At 53.2% G+C, this 17,909-nt stretch carries 16 protein-coding genes; 9 read left to right on the plus strand and 7 right to left on the minus strand.

Going from position 1 to position 17,909, the window contains the following annotated elements; all coding sequences use genetic code 11:
• Positions 1-37 precede the first annotated feature (37 nt).
• Positions 38-979 (plus strand): ribosome biogenesis GTPase YlqF, encoded by a 942-nt coding sequence (gene ylqF, locus K5621_RS11435; RefSeq protein WP_093983046.1) that lies wholly within the window; start codon positions 38-40, stop codon positions 977-979.
• Positions 980-1,109: 130 nt separating this feature from the next.
• Here the strand turns inward: ylqF and K5621_RS11440 are convergent, their stop codons facing one another.
• Positions 1,110-1,580 (minus strand): low molecular weight protein-tyrosine-phosphatase, encoded by a 471-nt coding sequence (locus K5621_RS11440; protein WP_221051180.1) that lies wholly within the window; start codon positions 1,578-1,580, stop codon positions 1,110-1,112.
• A 55-nt stretch (positions 1,581-1,635) separates the two neighbouring features.
• Positions 1,636-2,607, minus strand: a complete 972-nt coding sequence (locus K5621_RS11445; protein WP_245003071.1) for a DNA ligase — start codon at positions 2,605-2,607, stop codon at positions 1,636-1,638.
• A 417-nt stretch (positions 2,608-3,024) separates the two neighbouring features.
• On the opposite strand from K5621_RS11445, the gene K5621_RS11450 reads away from it, so the two are divergent.
• Positions 3,025-3,396 (plus strand): diacylglycerol kinase, encoded by a 372-nt coding sequence (locus K5621_RS11450; protein WP_025009535.1) that lies wholly within the window; start codon positions 3,025-3,027, stop codon positions 3,394-3,396.
• Between the two features lie 93 nt (positions 3,397-3,489).
• Here the strand turns inward: K5621_RS11450 and hdfR are convergent, their stop codons facing one another.
• Positions 3,490-4,335 (minus strand): HTH-type transcriptional regulator HdfR, encoded by an 846-nt coding sequence (hdfR, locus tag K5621_RS11455; RefSeq protein ID WP_100144079.1) that lies wholly within the window; start codon positions 4,333-4,335, stop codon positions 3,490-3,492.
• Positions 4,336-4,446: 111 nt separating this feature from the next.
• On the opposite strand from hdfR, the gene K5621_RS11460 reads away from it, so the two are divergent.
• The 4 genes from K5621_RS11460 (at position 4,447) to K5621_RS11475 (ending at position 8,153) form a co-directional block, all read left to right on the plus strand.
• Complete coding sequence (locus K5621_RS11460) at positions 4,447-4,881, plus strand: MaoP family protein (protein WP_208146885.1); 435 nt, start codon at positions 4,447-4,449, stop codon at positions 4,879-4,881.
• Between the two features lie 20 nt (positions 4,882-4,901).
• Positions 4,902-5,849 carry an ATP-grasp domain-containing protein gene (locus K5621_RS11465; protein ID WP_221049286.1) on the plus strand — a complete coding sequence of 316 codons (948 nt, stop codon included), beginning with the start codon at positions 4,902-4,904 and terminating at the stop codon, positions 5,847-5,849.
• Positions 5,850-6,137: 288 nt separating this feature from the next.
• Positions 6,138-7,031, plus strand: coding sequence for a hypothetical protein (locus K5621_RS11470; protein WP_425332445.1), 894 nt, complete (start codon positions 6,138-6,140; stop codon positions 7,029-7,031).
• 270 nt (positions 7,032-7,301) lie between these two features.
• Positions 7,302-8,153 (plus strand): class I SAM-dependent methyltransferase, encoded by an 852-nt coding sequence (locus K5621_RS11475; RefSeq protein ID WP_221049287.1) that lies wholly within the window; start codon positions 7,302-7,304, stop codon positions 8,151-8,153.
• 88 nt (positions 8,154-8,241) lie between these two features.
• Here the strand turns inward: K5621_RS11475 and K5621_RS11480 are convergent, their stop codons facing one another.
• A complete protein-coding gene (locus tag K5621_RS11480; protein WP_221049288.1) occupies positions 8,242-9,831 on the minus strand; it encodes a M28 family metallopeptidase in 1,590 nt (529 codons plus the stop codon).
• A 162-nt stretch (positions 9,832-9,993) separates the two neighbouring features.
• On the opposite strand from K5621_RS11480, the gene K5621_RS11485 reads away from it, so the two are divergent.
• Complete coding sequence (locus tag K5621_RS11485) at positions 9,994-11,019, plus strand: GGDEF domain-containing protein (protein WP_221051182.1); 1,026 nt, start codon at positions 9,994-9,996, stop codon at positions 11,017-11,019.
• Here the strand turns inward: K5621_RS11485 and K5621_RS11490 are convergent.
• From K5621_RS11490 to pdsO, 3 genes are read right to left on the minus strand one after another with little or no spacing between them, the layout of a single operon-like run.
• Positions 11,011-11,619, minus strand: a complete 609-nt coding sequence (locus tag K5621_RS11490; RefSeq protein WP_052247971.1) for a class GN sortase — start codon at positions 11,617-11,619, stop codon at positions 11,011-11,013. The genes K5621_RS11485 and K5621_RS11490 overlap by 9 nt on opposite strands.
• Positions 11,620-11,651: 32 nt before the next feature.
• Positions 11,652-13,994 carry a marine proteobacterial sortase target protein gene (locus tag K5621_RS11495; RefSeq protein ID WP_221049289.1) on the minus strand — a complete coding sequence of 781 codons (2,343 nt, stop codon included), beginning with the start codon at positions 13,992-13,994 and terminating at the stop codon, positions 11,652-11,654.
• Positions 13,995-14,008: 14 nt separating this feature from the next.
• Positions 14,009-14,776 (minus strand): sortase-associated OmpA-like protein PdsO, encoded by a 768-nt coding sequence (gene pdsO, locus K5621_RS11500; RefSeq protein WP_342370118.1) that lies wholly within the window; start codon positions 14,774-14,776, stop codon positions 14,009-14,011.
• Between the two features lie 218 nt (positions 14,777-14,994).
• On the opposite strand from pdsO, the gene pdsR reads away from it, so the two are divergent.
• Positions 14,995-15,687 carry a proteobacterial dedicated sortase system response regulator gene (gene pdsR / locus K5621_RS11505; protein WP_025009526.1) on the plus strand — a complete coding sequence of 231 codons (693 nt, stop codon included), beginning with the start codon at positions 14,995-14,997 and terminating at the stop codon, positions 15,685-15,687.
• On the plus strand, positions 15,684-17,855 hold the full coding sequence (pdsS, locus tag K5621_RS11510) for a proteobacterial dedicated sortase system histidine kinase (RefSeq protein ID WP_221049290.1): 2,172 nt from the start codon (positions 15,684-15,686) through the stop codon (positions 17,853-17,855). Before pdsR ends, pdsS begins: the two co-directional genes overlap by 4 nt.
• The last annotated feature ends 54 nt before the right edge of the window (positions 17,856-17,909 follow it).

Consider the following 17,909-nt stretch of genomic DNA (forward strand, 5'->3'; position numbering starts at 1 on the left):
AGCGCTCTTTTTCAGTTTTCAGCAGGATAAGCAATAGATGGCGATTCAATGGTATCCGGGACACATGCACAAGGCCCGCAAAGAGATAGAAGAGGTGATGCCTCAGATAGATCTGGTGATCGAAGTGTTGGATGCCCGAATACCCTACAGCAGTGAAAACCCCATGGTGGCCAAGCTGCGCCAGGACAAGCCTTGTATCAAGTTGCTGAATAAGTCTGATCTGGCCGATCCCGAGATAACCAATCGCTGGATTGAGTACCTGGAGCAGGAACAAGGAGTGCGGGCACAAGCCATCACTACCCTGCAACCTGCAATGGTCAGAAAGATCCCCGAGCTGTGCCGCAAACTGGTCCCCGTAAGCGAAGGTGCGCTCAAGGATATTCGCACCATGATCATGGGCATCCCCAATGTGGGCAAGTCCACCATCATCAATACCCTGGCCGGCCGGGTGATTGCCAAAACAGGTAATGAACCTGCGGTGACCAAGGCGCAGCAAAGGATCAACCTTAAAAACGGCATAGTGCTGTCCGACACGCCGGGGATCCTTTGGCCCAAAGTGGACAATGAAGCCTCGGGTTATCGCCTGGCGGTCACAGGTGCCATCAAGGATACCGCTATGGAATATGAGGATGTGGCCCTGTTTGCCGCAGCTTACTTCCTGCATGCCTACCCGGAGGCGATGATGGAGCGTTATAAGCTGACCTCCCTGCCCGCCACCGATATCGAATTGCTCGAAGAGATAGGCCGCAGGCGTGGCGCCCTCAGAAGCGGCGGTCATATCGATTTGCACAAAGCCTCGGAACTGCTGTTACATGAGTTCCGCTCAGGGAAAATCGGCCAGCTGTCCCTGGAAACGCCGGAAATGGCCCAGGCAGAAGAGGCGGAAGTGGCCAAGCTGCTGGCGGAGAAAGAGGCCCTGAAGCAGGCAAAGAAAGAAGCCGACAGGCTGAAGCGCTCCGGCAAACGCCATCAGGGTTAAGTTTCCCTCAAGAAGCAAACTTAGCGAAAACAGGCCACTATGGTGGCCTGTTTTTGTATGTCACTTATCCAACCAATTATCCAACTAAATTCCGCATAAGCTTTATGACTTTAGTCCTTTGCAGAACCACTCACCTCGCTGGCGGGATACTCTTGGGCCTGGCGGCCTGGATCCGGGCAAACAGTCCGGCAATGCTCAACTCCAACAGATCCAAAACCTGCTCAAATCCGCTGTCGCCACCATAGTAAGGATCCGGGACTTCCCTGATGGGAGTATCGGCAAAGTCCAGCATCAAGGCCAGCTTGTGTTTGTAAATCTGCGGACAAGCCTCATATAGGGCCTGAAGATTCTCACAATCGGCCGCCAGAATAAGATCGAAATGAGCAAAGTCCCGCGCACACACCTGCCTGGCTTTGATCCCTGAAAAGTCCAGCCCGCGCCGCTCACCGGCAGCGCGGGCGCGCCTGTCCGGCAACTCCCCTGAGTGATAACCTATGGTACCGGCAGAATCCAACTCCAGTGTCAGCCCCATGGCCTGAGCCTTGGCCCGGGCCACAGCTTCAGCGCTTGGTGAGCGGCAGATATTGCCCATACAAACCATTAAGATACGGTTAATTTCACCCTCATTAACACTTGGCACGCTTTGAAATTCCACCTTAAGGTTCCTTATTGGCTGACTCGGCAGGATTGCGTTCCGCAGCCGGGTCGGCGACAGAGACTTTTGCCTCAATAACCTCTGCCGGGAAACTGAGTCGATAGTCGGATCTTACCCTAAGGAAGCGGGCAAACCTAGGCTTGCCGCCCGAGGTCAGCCCGGAGAAAGCAAAGGTCACCCAGGTTCCGGGAAGCGGCGGTGAAGCCCTCTCGGCATCGGTGAAACCTGTTCCCAAGCGAAAGCTTACCCCAGCCTCGGTCTCCACCAGCAAGGCGCCCATCATGCCTTGATACTTGCCCTTTCCCGGAAGTATCGCCAGCACTCGCGCCTCGGCATCTTCCACAGGTTTGAGTTTTAACAAGGCGTCACTGCGCCCCGCCAGATACATGGCATCGATGCGGTGCGCCATCAGGCCTTCGCCCCCTTTGGCCACAACCTGTTGTAACCACAGATGTAACTCTTGCGTGCTGCTCAGACGCCGCTGCTCAATGACATAGAGATATGGGGTCAGTTGGTGATACTGCTTGAACGCCTGATAACGTTCGGCAAAAGCCATTTTAAGCCCGGGGGCATCGAACAGATAAAAACCCAGCTGGCGCCAGGAGTCTGCCTCGCCCAAACCTCTGGCCAGCAATGATGCAGTATCAAAGCTGTGATAACCTCCCCAAAGTTCTCCTTCTAGTGCCACAGAGGGAAAGTCTTTCACAAACCAAACTGGTGCAGGAATCACTCTGCCCGAGCGGCTCAGCAAACGCCTGCCGTCCCATCTGGCGCGGACACCATCGAGTTTTTCACTGACAAGGAAATCCTTGATTTCGGCCTTTTGTTGTTGCCAACGACCGGCCAACTCCGGGGCCGGTAATTCTCTATCGCTGGCCGCCGGAAACGAGAGCAGAAAAGTTTGCAGCAGTAACAGCATGGCCGGAAAACACTTAAGGTATGCTGTTGTCGGTAAAGATTGCGGATATTGCATAAGCCCTCCCTGGCTATCGACCAATTGCCTGCTACATCCTATAGCAGAGACCAAAACTACAAAGATCAAAACTACCAAGAGTATAGAAAGTCGTGGTGGTTATGGTGACAACGGGTGTAACGATTATCGAAACGGCCCTCCCCCTTTGCCAAACCTTCCGCCATGGCATAATAACGGCCAAACACCCGTGGTAGGTGCAGTAACTGTTATATCAGCGGCAAGATGAGCTGCTATAATGCCGCCGCACCTTGGAAACCTCAGCGCCACTGCACTACTAGCCAAACTAGTCACTGGTGACCAACGCGAGGTCAATAAAGGAAGCGACAAGTTGCAACCCCATTAACCCAGGAACCTTTCACGGTTCAGCGGGTCTTTATACAGCAACCGGCTATGCCACAGATCAAGAATTGAGAGAATATGAAACCCGCCAACAACCACGGACTGAAACGCATTTTCCGCGCCACCGGCTTTTCCATCAAGGGCTTATGCTCCGCCTGGAAACATGAAGCCGCCTTTCGTCAGGAAGCCGTACTGGCATTGTTAATGATCCCATTGGCGTTATATCTGGATGTGGCCAAGACAGAAAAATTACTGCTGATAGCGACAGTATTTATCGTCATTATTACCGAGCTGTTGAATTCTGCCATTGAAGCCGTAGTCGACAGAGTGGGTGATGAAATTCACCCCTTGAGCGGCCAGGCCAAAGATATTGCCTCGGCGGCGGTCTTTATCAGCCTGTGTTTATGCGGCCTGACCTGGGCCGTGGTTATCTGGCCTCTGGTGTTCTAAAGCGCTTTGCTATGTTGATGCACGCTTTGGTATTTTGAGTGCTTCAGTAAGGAAACCGGGCATCAAGGCAAAACGCTGAATGCCCGGTCAAGTTTAGAACTGACTTCTGAGGTAGTTGACCGCTTGCAGTATCTGCTCCAAGCGGTCGTTGCCCGGCAAGTACGCTACATAGACATTACGCCTGAGCGGCGTTTTATCATCAATCACAAACAGCTCCCCTTTCGCCAGATAAGGTTCAATCATGTTTTGCGGCAAAAATGCACTGCCGCCATTATTGAGCAGAAAGTCCAGCGCAATACGGGCCGAGCCGGTATGCAGTACAGGAATGGGTAACTCGGCATAGTCTCTGGCATGTTGAATATTAAACGCCGTGCCCCAATCGACCTTGATATAATGCCTGTCCGTCAGTTCATCGACGGAGGAAGCCACCTCTGTGCTTACCAGATGCAGCGACACCTCTCCTATCTGCAACAGCTCAAACTCTTCCAACTTAGGGGGATCAAAGGCTATAGCCAGATCCAGCGTTCGGTCCATCAACTGTTTGGTCATTGCCGCCGGCGCCAAAATTTCGGTGCGCAGCGCCACTCCAGCAAGCCCCTGATGTAAACCTTGCATATATCCCTGCAGATAAGCGTCCCAGATATTGGGCGCCGCACCGATAACCAATTGTACCGACTGGTGCTCACTCAAGGAGATATCCTGTTTGGCCCGCTCCCAGGCGGTCAATACCGCTTCGGCATGCGCCAGCATCCGCACTCCGGCCGGGGTCGGTTGTATGTTGTTGCGCTGCCGTTCAAACAGCTCGACGCCGAGAATACTCTCCAGCTGCTTAACCCTAAAAGATACTGCACTACGGGTCAGATAGAGGTTCTCGGCGGCTTTCCCAAAATGGCGGGTATGGGAAACTTCCAGAAATGTCTTGAGTAAATCCGTGTCCATAAAAAATTCTTTATCGTCATAGACAAATTTTTTTGATTTATAAATCAATCATACTAGCCAATACTCTGCTTGCAAATCTCCTCAAGAACCATTTTTGTAAGGAATATCGCCATGTTGACCACGACTCCTTCACCATCGGCACTGCAAAGTGCATCTATGCAACAAGCCGCCAATGAGAGTTTCGTCAGCGAACGCCGTTTCTATGACGACAAGAACTTCCCCAAAGGCTTTCGCCGCAGCGGGGATTTTACTTACAACGAAGCAGAATTACTCGAAAAACATGGCGTTGCCATGAAAGCTCTGGCAGAGGGACGCCAAGCCCCCCGAAATCCGGAGGAGAGTCATTTTGTTGAAGTTGTCCGCGGAAATTCCGCTCCCGGTAGCTTGTTGGAAAAGATCTGGGTAAAGTATGTCAAGTTGGCTTCTGGGAAGCCTTTCTACGCAGTTGTCGGCACCACTTTGGTGAAAAAGGCCGATGCTGAGTATCTTGACGATATGATAGATGACGATGTTCAGGATGAGCCTGAACTAGAGGATGACCAATGAAAATTAGGGTTTGCGACTAAATGCGTGGTTGGATTTTATATAAAGAGACCGCGACTCAGCTAAAACCTGAATTGTATGAGATTAACCGATTGTTGGAGGCCGCCAAGGCCGACAATATCGAACTTGAGGTCTATGCTCCCGATGAGTTTGACCTTACCGTGACCCGAGAGGACAACAAGAGTATTTTACTGAACGGGCAACCAGTAGAGTTGCCCGATTTTATTATTCCTCGTATGGGCTCGGGTACCACCTATTTTGCCTTGGCGATTATCCGCCATCTGGAGCGTCTTGGCGTTTATTGCCTTAACTCTTCCAAGGCGATAGAAACCGTTAAGGACAAGCTGTTTTCCCAACAACTGTTGGCCGAAAAGAACCTGCCAACGCCCAAGACCATGTTGGTAAAATTCCCGGTCGATGTTGACTTGGTTGAACGCCACTTGGGTTTCCCTGTGGTGATCAAGACACTGTCCGGCTCGCAAGGCAGCGGCGTATTTCTGTCACACAAGGCACGCGAGTTCGATGATCTGATGCAGCTTATCGAGGCAACTAACAAGAATGCCAATATCATCCTGCAAGAGTTTATCTCCAACAGTCACGGTCGGGACTTGCGAGTCTTTACCATAGGTGGCCGGGTAGCGGGATGTTATGAGAGACGCGGCCAAGAGGACAGTTTCAAAGCCAATGTCAGCGCCGGTGGCTCAGCCAGCCCCTTTGCTGTCACGCCTGAAATCGAATGGCTGGCGACCCAGACCGCCAATATTTTGGATCTGGATGTCGCCGGAATCGATCTGCTGTTCGATAATGGTCACTACAAGATTTGCGAGGCCAACTCCTCGCCGGGCTTTGAAGGACTGGAATCTTGCCTTCATCTGGATATCGCGGCACAAATACTGCACTTTATTCGCATCCGTTTGGGGATGTTCAATAAAGACGCAATGAAAAGCGATAATAAAGTGTCCGAATCCTGATCCGAGTATCGGTTTCGAGATAAATCCCAAGCGCTCCTTTTAAAGGGGCGCTTTTTTGTTATGGATCATAAAAAACCACATTTCAATAAACATTGTGTTCACATATGGAACATTTCTGGTTTAGACTCTCTGCAGTCGCGCGAATTTTCAGCATCCGAAAAGACAAGAAGTGTCATCCTGCAAACAGCAGCCAACAAGCACTCAAACCGCGCACGTGCCGCTTTATCCCGGAAAAGGAATCTCTGAGAAGGCACTTGGATTATCTGAGTAACGAAAAGAGATTGCCCATTGCTGATACCACATTCCATTAACAAATCAGGTTTAAGACTATCGCTGACACTCACTCTGCTGTGCTGTGCGGCGCCACAAACCCAAGCTGGCGAGTGGAGCTTGAATATTGGTGGTTTCTACTCTCAATCAGACACCAATATGCAGGTTACCGATCCCCTGATTGGCAACGACTTCAATCTGGATTTTGAGTCTGATCTGCAGTTGGCGGAAAATGAGTTTCTGCCCCTGTTTGAATTGGGATACCGTTTCAACGATAGACACCACATCTATATTGACTGGAAACAACTGCACCGCAGCGCCGAAACTCAGGCGGTCAGTCGGCCATTTCAAATCCAGATTGACGATACTGTCTATGACGTCAAGGCGGGTGGAAAGTTAGGCACCACGCTCAATATCGATATCGCCCGCATCGGCTATGGCTATGACCTGTTTCAAGGCAACGGTTATAACATAGGGGTCAGTGTAGGGCTGCACACTATGTTTATTGACAGTAGCTTTGAAGGTTCCATTGGCGCCTGTGCCACTTCAGAACTCAGTGGCAATATCTGCAGCGCCCAGCCCATTCCCAGAGTCGTAGATGAGAGTGTTACTGCACCTTTACCGAATATTGGCCTCTTTGGTGACTATGAGCTGGCACCCGGTTGGCAATTTAATCTACATGCCCAATATTTTTCCGTGCGCCTCGATGATCTCAAGGGCTCACTGGTCGATATCAGAGCCGGCATGAAAACCACCCTGAGTGATCGTTGGGACATCACCTTGGCCTATAACTACTACAAAGTGGATGTGGATGTGCGTCAGAGCGCATCGAACGCCGCGGTAAAAGTGGCCGACTACAACCTCTACTATAGTTTTATCGGCCCCATGTTATCGATCAGCTACCGTTTCTGAACTTGTCCTCTGCTTGACGGTATAATCACGCTTTTTCCTGCCCCCTTTCCCTGACGCTTTTTGCTGACCCCTTTCCCTGAGCATAGTCGCTTATTGGCAGCTCTAGTCAAAGCTGTCGTCCACTATCTTTTGCCGACAATCACCAAGTATTCCAGCCCTCTCGCCAGCCAAGCCTCTCAAAAAGTGAGTTTGATAAAAATCCACTCTTGCTCACAGTTACGCATCTGATAATGGTTATCATTTAATAAAAGGATGAGGGAGGAGGCAAAGATGAGTAACAAGCTGGCAGTCACAGGGCTAAATGATCCTATCGCCCAAACACTTTTTATCCCACTCTATATGAAATCGTGCCAATCCAAACTGAAAGATGCCTTCTTCTCAGATCCTTGGGCCTGCGCGCTTATCGAACAATTTGATTATGACTTATCAAGTTTTGACCAATCTGTATTGAGCTCAGTAGGGGTCGCCATCCGCGCGGGTTACTTTGACAGACTCACGGCGGATATTATCGCTGCGGCGCAGTCCTGTGTTGTAGTCAACCTCGGAGCCGGGCTCGATGCCCGCTTTCAGAGGGTTCAAATGCTGATGGGAAACACGATGGAAGACAAGGCCTGGTTTTACATCCTGGATCTGCCTGAAGTGATTGCCCTCAGAGAGCAGCTCCTTCCTTCGGACAGTTGTGAGACATGCATCGGCGCTTCTGTATTTGATAGCGATTGGATGGATGAACTCAATGCCCGTTATCAGGGCGCAACCTTTGTTTTTATTGCTGAAGGCCTGCTGATGTACTTCGACAATTGTCAGGTACAACAGTTGCTTCAAGAACTGGCCAGCCGCTTTCCTGGTTGCCATATTCTATTCGACGGTATCAGTCGCTGGATGAGAGACAATTCAGATAACCACGACAGCGTAAAATATGCCGGTGCCGGTTTTAAGTTGGCGCTCGACTCGCCACGGGAGATTGAGCAATGGCATGGAAAGCTAAAGGTGATTTCAGTCGCGCATTACGCCGATTTCAAAGAGTGGAAACGAGTGGGTTTCTTCAATTATCTGCTGTCCAAATACATTCCCAAATACTTCCACTCCAGTTTTCTGGTGCATGCCTGCGTCGAACAGCCATGAAAAACTAAGGCATTCAATTAATTACGCTTTCAAGTGACAAGAAGCATGGACAGGTGTAACCCTTTTTGAGTCACACCTGCCACCAAACTCAGCGCAGATCCTGAGCCCGACGTTTCTTGAAATCCGAATCTTCAAGCCATTGGGGCCAGTCATTGTTGTTGGCCAACCGTGCCAGAATATCGCTTATCAAGGCCAAGTCCTGCTGAACCCCATCCAGACTCCAGCTGGGGTCATAATCATCGGCTGCCTTATGATATTTGTGGGCAATATAATCCGGGTCTGTATCTCCCAAACTCATAAACAGCAAGCCGGGTACCCCTTCCTTGGCCAGAGCGAAATGGTCCGAGCGGAACATTAAGCCATTTTGCGGCCGCGGATCGGCCTTGACACTGCGTCCCTGCCCTTTGGCGGCATCATTCAGATACTGCTCCAACTCTGACACGCCCTCACCATAACGCAGGATATAATCCACGCCTTTGCCCATATTCATGCCGTCTATATTGAGAAATGCCACCAGTTGCTTGGTGGGAACCGGAGGATTTTCAGCAAAGTACTGGGCGCCAATGAGTCCGGTTTCCTCGGCAGTAAAGGCGCTGAACAGAATCGAGCGTTTCGGGGCTTCAATGCCCTTTTGCTGTTTGAAATGCTTTGCCAGTGCCAGAACACCGGCCACACCGGAGGCATTATCCACAGCGCCGTTGAGCACCACTTCCTTGCCATCTTCAATGGTCTTTCCCAGGTGATCCCAGTGAGCATGCATCACCAAGTATTCATTTTTACGCTCGGTTCCAGGCAACAGGGCCGCCACATTGTGGGATTGCGCCAGTTCTATCTTGTTGTTCAAGGTCAGATTGGCCTTGAGTTTCAACGGCACCGCCTTGAAGCCTTTATTGACCGCCTGTTGCTTCAAGGTGTCAAAGTCCAGACCCGCCTGGCTGAACAGCTTCTTGGCACTATCGTGCTGGATCCACCCCATCACGCCAAGCGATGATGCGTTGTTGTCTTTATCCACCAGGGTGTACTTGGTATTGGTGTTACTGTTACGCACCACTCCCCAACCGTAAGCGGCGGGCGCAGTTTCATGCACAATAAACACGGCCTCGGCGCCCTGACGGGCCGCTTCTTCATATTTATAGGTCCAGCGACCGTAATAGGTCATGGCATTGCCCTTGAATACCTGGGGATCCTGAGTGGCAAAGCCGGGATCATTGACCAGCACAATCAGGGTCTTACCACGAACATCCAGGCCTTCAAAGTCATTCCAGCCGTATTCCGGGGCATTGATACCGTAGCCGACAAATACCACTTCGCTGTCTTGCAGCTCCACCTTGGGCGTCACTCTTTGAGTGCGGGCGGTAAACTCCTCGCCATTGCTGAAACTCATTGAACCCAGCTTAAGCTGCATATTCTGATCTGCGCTGATCCTGGCCATGGGAACGGCTTGCAGGTAACTGTTGCCAAACCCGGGCTCAAGCCCTATCTCCTTGAAAGCCTCGGTAAGGTAATCCAAGGTCAGCTGTTCACCGGCCGACAAAGGCGCACGGCCTCCAAAAGCATCGCTGGCAAGGGTTTTCACATCCTGGCGATAGCGGGATTCATCCAGTTCAAAGGGAGCTGCCAACGCCAGAGCAGGCGTTAACAGTGTGGCCAACAGGCTACACACAGAGGTAAATTTCACGACTTCATTCCTTGCTATTATCTATTTTGTTCAGCCATTGTAACAGCGGCGCAGCATTCGGCAATCGGCGCAACAAGGTGACATTCCGTGAGCCTTTGGATCCACAAGCGGCCTGATTTATGTCAAGCTGAATAGCTAATTGCATCAACAATGAGCTTCTCCATCGCCATGACTCTGCTTCAGCAAGCCGCCCAATACCTGAAAAAAGCCTTACCGCTGATGTTGAAATATCGGATACCGACGACGCCGGTCAACTATGCGCTCTGGTATGCCTATGTCAGTGAACGCAATCCTATGCTCAATGCCAGCCTGGATCAAACCGTCAGCCAGTACAATACCTGTCCGCCCTCCACTGCGGAACTTCTCTACCGTTATCATCTGGCCCCGGAAGATGAACTGGATGTCAGAGATATTCGCCAGAGTATGGAGGCGATAGCGACCGAGCTGTCGCAGTCGCTCAAGGATACCAGCTGCAATGCCGACAGCTTTCGCGCCAAAATCGAGCGTAATTTCGGCCGTCTGAGCCGCTTGGATCAAGACGCCATGGATCTTGAACAGGTGATGGGCATGGTCCGAGCCCTGGTGCAAGACTCGGATGATATTCGCAGCAGCACGGATTATTTGAGCTCGCAACTGAGCAAGGCCCAGCAGGAGATAGACAGCCTGCGGCTACAGCTGCAAAACACCGAAAAAGACATATTGTTTGATGCACTCACCGGCTGCCTTAACCGCCGCGCCTTCGATGCCGACTTCGATAGCTTGTTGAGTCAGTCACCGAAGGGTTGCTGCCTTATTCTGGTGGATGTGGATCACTTCAAGCGTTTCAACGATGAATATGGGCATCTTTTGGGGGATCAGGTGCTCAAGGCGGTGGCCAAGCGTCTGCAGGATAGTTGCCGTGACGGCACCAAGTTGTATCGTTTCGGTGGTGAAGAGTTCGCTATTCTGGTGCCGACCAGTCAGCTGAGAGTGGCACGGCAACTGGCCGAAGCCATGAGACGGGCACTGGAGAAGGTTAGCGTCAGAGACAGACGCAAGGGCCAGCTCATCAGCAATATCAGCGCCTCCTTCGGGGTTGCCGAGTGGCAGCAAATGGATACCCGCCAATCCCTTACCGAACGCGCCGACACCTTGCTCTATGAAGCCAAGCGTTTGGGCCGCAATCGGGTGATGCCGATATCAGGCTGAAACCGCCAGCGTCTGCAAGGCTTCTGCCTGCACCACAAATCTAAGCTCGGCACCGCCACTCAGGCTGTCGAAGGGATAACAGGTGATCAGCGTCAATAGCCGCTCATCACTGCCCATCAACCAAGGTGTCTCAGATTCATGCACAACTGCGGTAGCCCGTATTCGATAAAAATGGATCTGGCCATCCATGCCCTGCAAGCGGATCTCCTGCCCCACCCTGGCCCCGGCCAGAATCGCGAAATGGGTATCCCTGTGACCGGCAATCACGGTATTGCCTGTCTCTCCGGCACCGGCTCCCGAGAGCATCTGCGCCGGTCCAAAGGCCAGGTTACGGCCACTGGCCCCGGCCAGCACATAGAGTGGCTCATGCTTGCCTATCCACAATTTGGCCGTAGGGTGGGTATCGGCCCAGGACCAGGGTTTGTGTGCCTGACCGTCAGTCAGACTCTTGGCCCAGGCCTTTTCAATCAAAAACTGGGCGAACATGGCTTTGGCTTGCATATATCCTCCTTTAACCAGCATGGCCGAACCCGCCACGACCAGAACAACTATCACTATTGAGCAGATATCGCTAAAGCGCCCCCTATTGACCGAGGGCATAGCGCCTGCTGTCAGGGCCTGATGAGCCTGGCTCATCGCCCCGCCTCCTCACAAGCACGGCCGCCAAAGGCCCTGGGGAAAGCCGCCAGCATCAGCGCCGCCAGCAAACTTGCCAACCCCAGCAGCAACATCAGCCGGCTGTCGGTGGCGGTCTGCGGCAACTTACCCTGCCAGCCCTTGGGCGCATGACTGGCCACTTGCCCTTCCCGGGTCGCCGCAGCGTCCGGATTGACCGGGGTGACATCCACTGCCACCAGGCTGGTGTACGGACTGACCAAGTGATACTTAAGCGACAGCGCTGTGACCTGGCGTTCAATGCGTTCACTGTTGGCTGCACCTTTGGCCAGCTCCAGCGCGGCTATCTGTTTTCTGGCCCAGATAAGATCCAGCCCTTTGGGCTCAGTCTTGGCATTGAGCGCCAGCTCCTGCTGCCAGAATTGGCCATCGATAAGACCGGATACGATAACTGCCTTTTGGGCATTACTACGCTGTTTGATGCTCACCAATACCGGCTCACCCTGATAGAGATCCGGAATTTGTGCCGGCCAGTAATCCGGCACTGTGCCGTCAGGGTAGCGCAGCGACACATCTGTGATCCTGGGAGCGGAGATTTTTTCCAGCAAGGCAACCACCTTTTGCTCCACCTCCTGCATCTTGCCAATATAGGTAAAGCTGCCCCGCCCCAGCTCGGCGGCGCGCTGCATAAAGTGGGAGTTGGGGGCACTGCCTATGCCTACGGTAAACAGGCGGTTGTCGCCGAGCCTGTCTTTAATCAGTTCAAATAGCGCCTGTTCATTGCCTACGGCGCCATCTGTCATGAAAATCACTTGCCTGAGCGCCTTAACCTCACCTTGCGTGCCGACTTTATTTTGAGCGGCAAAATCATTATTCAATGCCAACTCCAGCGCCTTGGACATCTCGGTGCCACCGTTGGCTTCCAGGGCGCGAATAAACTGCTGCGCCCGACCTATATTGTGGGCCGTCGCAGGCAAAGAGTTGGTCGCCATGGTTTGCACTGCAGAGTTAAATTCAACAACATTGAAACTGTCCTCCGGTTTGAGGCTGCTCAAGGCATACAGCAGTGCCTGTTTGGCCTGAACTATTGCATCTCCCCCCATGGAGCCGGAAGTATCTATCACCAGAATAAGCTCCCTGGGCAAGGGCTTGGCCACCTCTTTGCTCTGTGGAGGCATCAACATCAATAGACTGTATTCATCCCTGGCAGCTTGGCCTTCGGCCTGCGCTAAAGAAGGTGCTGGGGTATGGGTCTGCCCTTGCTGGCTGAAAAGCGCCGCTGCGGACTTGGCGCCCGGATCCGCTTGCCATTGCAACACAAAGTCGCTGTCGGCCTTGGTATTGTCTTGTTGCAGCTGCACCCGAATACGGCCATCACTCAGGGTTTGTTGGGAAATAGCATGATAAGGGGATTCCAGCGACAGCAAGGGAAAACCGGCATCCAGGATAATATCCAAACTGAGGCGATTCTCCTGGCCACCGCTGTGCGCATGGGGGCTTTGCGCATGGGGGCTTTGCGCTTGGGAGCTTTTAAGATCAGAGCTTTCGCTATCTGTACCGGCAAACATCTTTTCAAGGCCCGCGGCTTCAATCACAGGACTCAGCAACCGCGCCGCCTCCTCCACACCCTTGAAGCTTTGCAGCATGCTTTGGGGCAGATAACGGGGCGTGTGGGTCATGGGAAAGCGCAGGCTGAACTGACCATCACGGTAATCCAATGCCTGCTGGTAGCTGAAGCTGACTTTAAGGGTTTCCCCCGGGGCCAAATTAGCCACCTGAGTGGTGAACAGGTTGGGCCGCTCCTGACTCAGTAAACTGGCGCGCTTGCCCTGAGCCTTGGCTTGCTCAAAAGTGCGCTTGGCCTCTTCCTTTGGTTGAATAACCCCCTCGATGATCCGCTCACCTATTCTCAGCTGCATGCTGTCCACCGCCGCCTCATTGGGCAGCGGGAACAGGTAACGGCCGTGGATCCACTTCTGGGTATCATTGGTGAATGACTGGGTGACGCTGACTCTGTTACTCCAGCCACTGATGCTCATGCTGACTTCGGTTGCCAGTGCCGGTGCCTGAGTGTCGCCAAAAGCGAGCACCCCGGCACCTGGCCATTGCGGATTATCAATCAGTTGAAGGGTACCTTCCTGAGCCTGGACACTTGCAGGCTCTTCGGCAAATTGGGGACCATTCTCGGCCCAGGCTTCAACCGAGCTCACCAGATTGAACACCAGCAGTGCCAGCAGGGCAAAGCCTGAAAATTGCAGGGCGTTGACGGCCCTGCATAAATAAGTATCAGAATCGCTGTGACTGGCGGCGGGCATTCTCTGAAACTGCTCGTTTTCCTGCCGAGGGATATCCATATTCATTTTGTCGCTCCCTCTCAATTACCGCTTTGTTGATTGGCTGCCAGAGCAGCTCCCTGAGTCTGCAATTTCAGCGTAACCCGACGGTCAAAGAAGTCGCTCTCGCGGCTCTGTTTGGCACTGAGGGGAGAACGGGCGCCAAAAGCCTGGGTTTGCAAACGCTCTTCGGCAACGCCTTGGCTAACCAAATAACTTTTCACCGCCTCAACTCGCTGCTCGGACAGCGTCTGGTTGTAATCAGAATTACCGCGGCGATCGGCGTAACCGGTCAGATCCAACATCAGCTCAGGCGACAGGCTCATGGCATAGGCCAAATCGTCCAGCTGGCGGGCAAAGTGGGGTTCGATTTCGGCGGTGCCAGTACGAAACTGCACATTCATACCCACTATCAACTCTTCGAGCTGGGCAGCCCGGTCGCGGGAAAGCGCATTAAGACGGCTCTGGGCATCGGCGTATTGCAACGATAACTCCTTCAGCGCTCGCTGCTTCTCACTGAGACTCGCCAGTTGTTCGGTTTGCTCGGCCAGCTGTTGCTGCTGACTCTTGAGCTGCTCGTCATCGCCCACAGACTTACCCACTATGCCGCCGGTGAAGGCACCGATAACCGCCCCCACAGGTCCCCCAACCACGGCGCCCAGCAGTGCGCCTGTGCCAAAGCCAACCAACTCTTCGTTGTGGTCTCTCTCCTGAGTCGGTAAGTTTGGCTGGCTGTCGGCGTGCGCCAGAGAAGAAGTCAGCAACAGTGATGCCATGATCAGGGCAGCTATGGGGGTCTTTTTCATCATCTCGATTCCTTTTGTCTTGTAGAGCTTACTGCCCAGTTGGCAGCGTTCCTCGTCGTTGAGATGATTAAACCCCATTGAAATGGCAAGTCTGGGGAGCAAAAATGGCACTTTGGCTATCAATTGTGGCAACAAAATGGCAATTGGAAGCGATCGCTTTTTTCACGGCTAAAATCCTGTATAGTCACGGCTATTCACGGCTCGGCAGGAACAAGAGGCAGATGAAACGCATTGCCATAGTGGAAGATGAAGCTGCAATAAGAGAAAACTACAAAGATGTGCTGCAATCACAGGGTTACTCTGTGCAGACTTACGCCAACCGCCCCGAGGCCATGCAGGCCTTCAACACCCGCTTACCGGATCTGGCCATTATTGACATAGGTCTGGAGCATGAAATCGATGGTGGCTTTACCTTGTGCCAGTCGCTGCGGGCGATGTCGGGCACCCTGCCGATTATTTTTCTCACCGCCAGAGACAGCGACTTCGATACGGTTTGTGGCCTGCGTCTGGGCGCCGATGACTACCTGAGTAAAGATGTCAGTTTTCCCCATTTGCTGGCGCGGTTGGCGGCGCTGTTTCGCCGCTGCGAACTCGCCGGCAGCAGCGCTCCGGCCGACACCCTGATGGAGCGCGGCGCCCTCACCATAGATGCCAACCGAATTCAGGTATATTGGCAACAGCAGCCGATTGAATTGACAGTGACCGAATTCTGGATGGTGTACGCCCTGGCCAAACATCCCGGCCATGTACGCAGCCGCACCGAATTGATGCAGGAAGCCAAGATTTATGTCGATGACAGCACCATTACCTCCCATGTAAAGCGGATCCGGCGTAAGTTTATCGCCGCCGATCCGGCCTTTGACTGCATAGATACCGTCTACGGCATGGGTTATCGCTGGGATCCCGAATCTTGAAGTTTCCCTCCTATCACCCGCCAATAGGCCTCAGAACCAAGACTCTGGTACTGTCGCTGTTTTTGCTGTGCCTGCCCTGGCTTGGCTATCAGTATGTGTGGGAGATGGAGAAATATCTGCGTCACGGCCAGGAGAAAACCCTGGAAGGGACCACTCAGGCCCTGGCTACGGCGCTGCATGAAAGACCCAGACTGTTCGACAGCCAGGCCAGTTTCCTCAATCAAGTGGAAAAGGGCCGCGATCTCTACGCCTATCCGCTCAACGGCCCCATTCAGCTGGATGGCCGCCTCAATGATTGGGAGGCCTACCGCCATCGCGCCATGACCTATGGCGAAGAGCATACCCTGATGCGCTTGAGTGACAGCCAGTCAACGCTGAGCTTTACCCATATGGTAGGGAAATATGGCGGCTACCTTTACGGTTTTTTCGAGGTAACGGATCCAAAGGTGATTTACCGCGGCCGCAACAGCCTGAGTGTGGATCGCAACGACTATCTGGCCATCGCCACCCTGGCCCCGGATGGCCGTTTTCGCCGCTATACCATAGCCAACAAACGCGATGGCTGGCTCAGCGCCTTCGAGTTGCCTGAAAATCCGGCGCTCAGCGCCCCGGTGACACCAGAGGTCCGCATTCAGGGCCAATGGTTGAAAACCGATAAGGGTTACAATATTGAACTCAGAATGCCGCTGGAGATGGTGGGCAGTAAACTCAGTTTTGCCATTCATGATGTCAACGACAAGAAGAGCCGCAGGCTGGAAGCCATAGTCGGTACCTCGGCCACTGACCGCGCCGACAAGCTGGGGACGGTTCTGGTACCATCACCGGAAATTGAAAGTATTATCAAAGGCATGGGGCATAACAGCTCGCGGATCTGGGTGGTGGATGTCCATGGCCGGGTGCTGGCCAAGTCGGGGGATATTCGCGCCGATTCCAGCGTCTGGACCCGCTCGGTCGAGGAGGAGCGGCAACCGGAAAGCTTCTTTGGCAAACTGGAACACGACTATTTACACCCCATCTACTACACAGTGCTGACCAAGCCACCTATGGATTTTATCGACTCACTGCAGGATTCGACCGAACTCGGCGGCAGCCATATTCGCCGGGCGCTGAATGGCCAGATGGCCTCCACCTGGCGCCTGACGCCGGATAACAAAGCTGTGGTGTTGGCGGCGGCCAGCCCCATCTGGATTGACGATAAGGTGATGGGCGCCGTGGTTGCCGAGGAAACCACCCATGGTATCCGTACCCTGCGTAACCGGGCACTGGAGAAGCTGTTCAATGTGATCCTGACCGTGATGGCCATGGGAACCTTAGCACTGTTTGTGTTTGCCTCGGGGATCTCCAGCCGCATTCGCAAACTCAGGGATCAGGCCGAGCGCGCCATCGACAGCCAGGGTCGGGTTCGCGACACCATTCCACCTTCAAAAGTGCGCGATGAAATCGGCGATCTGTCGCGCAGTTTTGCCAATATCGTCAGCCGGTTGGGGCAATATACCCACTATCTGGAAAACATGTCCTCACGGCTATCCCACGAATTGAGAACCCCGGTGGCCGTGGTGCGCAGCTCATTGGAACACTTGAGTCTGCAGCAACTGGACAAGGACACGGCCAAGTATGTCGACCGTGCCCAGGAAGGGGTCAACCGCTTATGGCTGATCCTCGCCAACATGAGCGAAGCCACCCGGCTCGAGGAGTCCCTGTCCCAGGCCGAGATAGATGAATTCCCGCTGACCAAGGTAGTGGCAGGCTGCGTCGCCGGGTATCAGATGACTTACAAGGAACAAGGTTTCGTGCTGGTGTTACCGGATGAACCTTTGACCATGCGCGGCGTACCTGAATATATCGCCCAGCTGATGGATAAGCTGGTCAGCAACGCCATTGAGTTCAGCAAAGCCGATACCGATATCCGCATCAGCCTCAAGGTGCAGGGCAAACAGGCCCTGCTCAGGGTGGAAAACCAAGGGCCACTGTTGCCGGAAAACATGGCCGAGCAGATCTTCGAGTCCATGGTCTCAGTGCGGCCGCAAACGATGCAGTCCAAACCTCATCTGGGACTGGGACTTTATATCGCCAGGCTTATCACCGCCTTCCATGGCGGCCATATCAGTGCCAGCAACCTGAGCGATGGCTCGGGTGTCGAAATTCGGGTCAGCCTGCCGCTGCTTTAAGCAGCGGCCAACTTGAACAAGTCTCAAGCCCACCGCACTGGCAATGACAAGATT

Source organism: Shewanella carassii (assembly GCF_019670705.1).
GTDB lineage: Bacteria > Pseudomonadota > Gammaproteobacteria > Enterobacterales > Shewanellaceae > Shewanella > Shewanella carassii.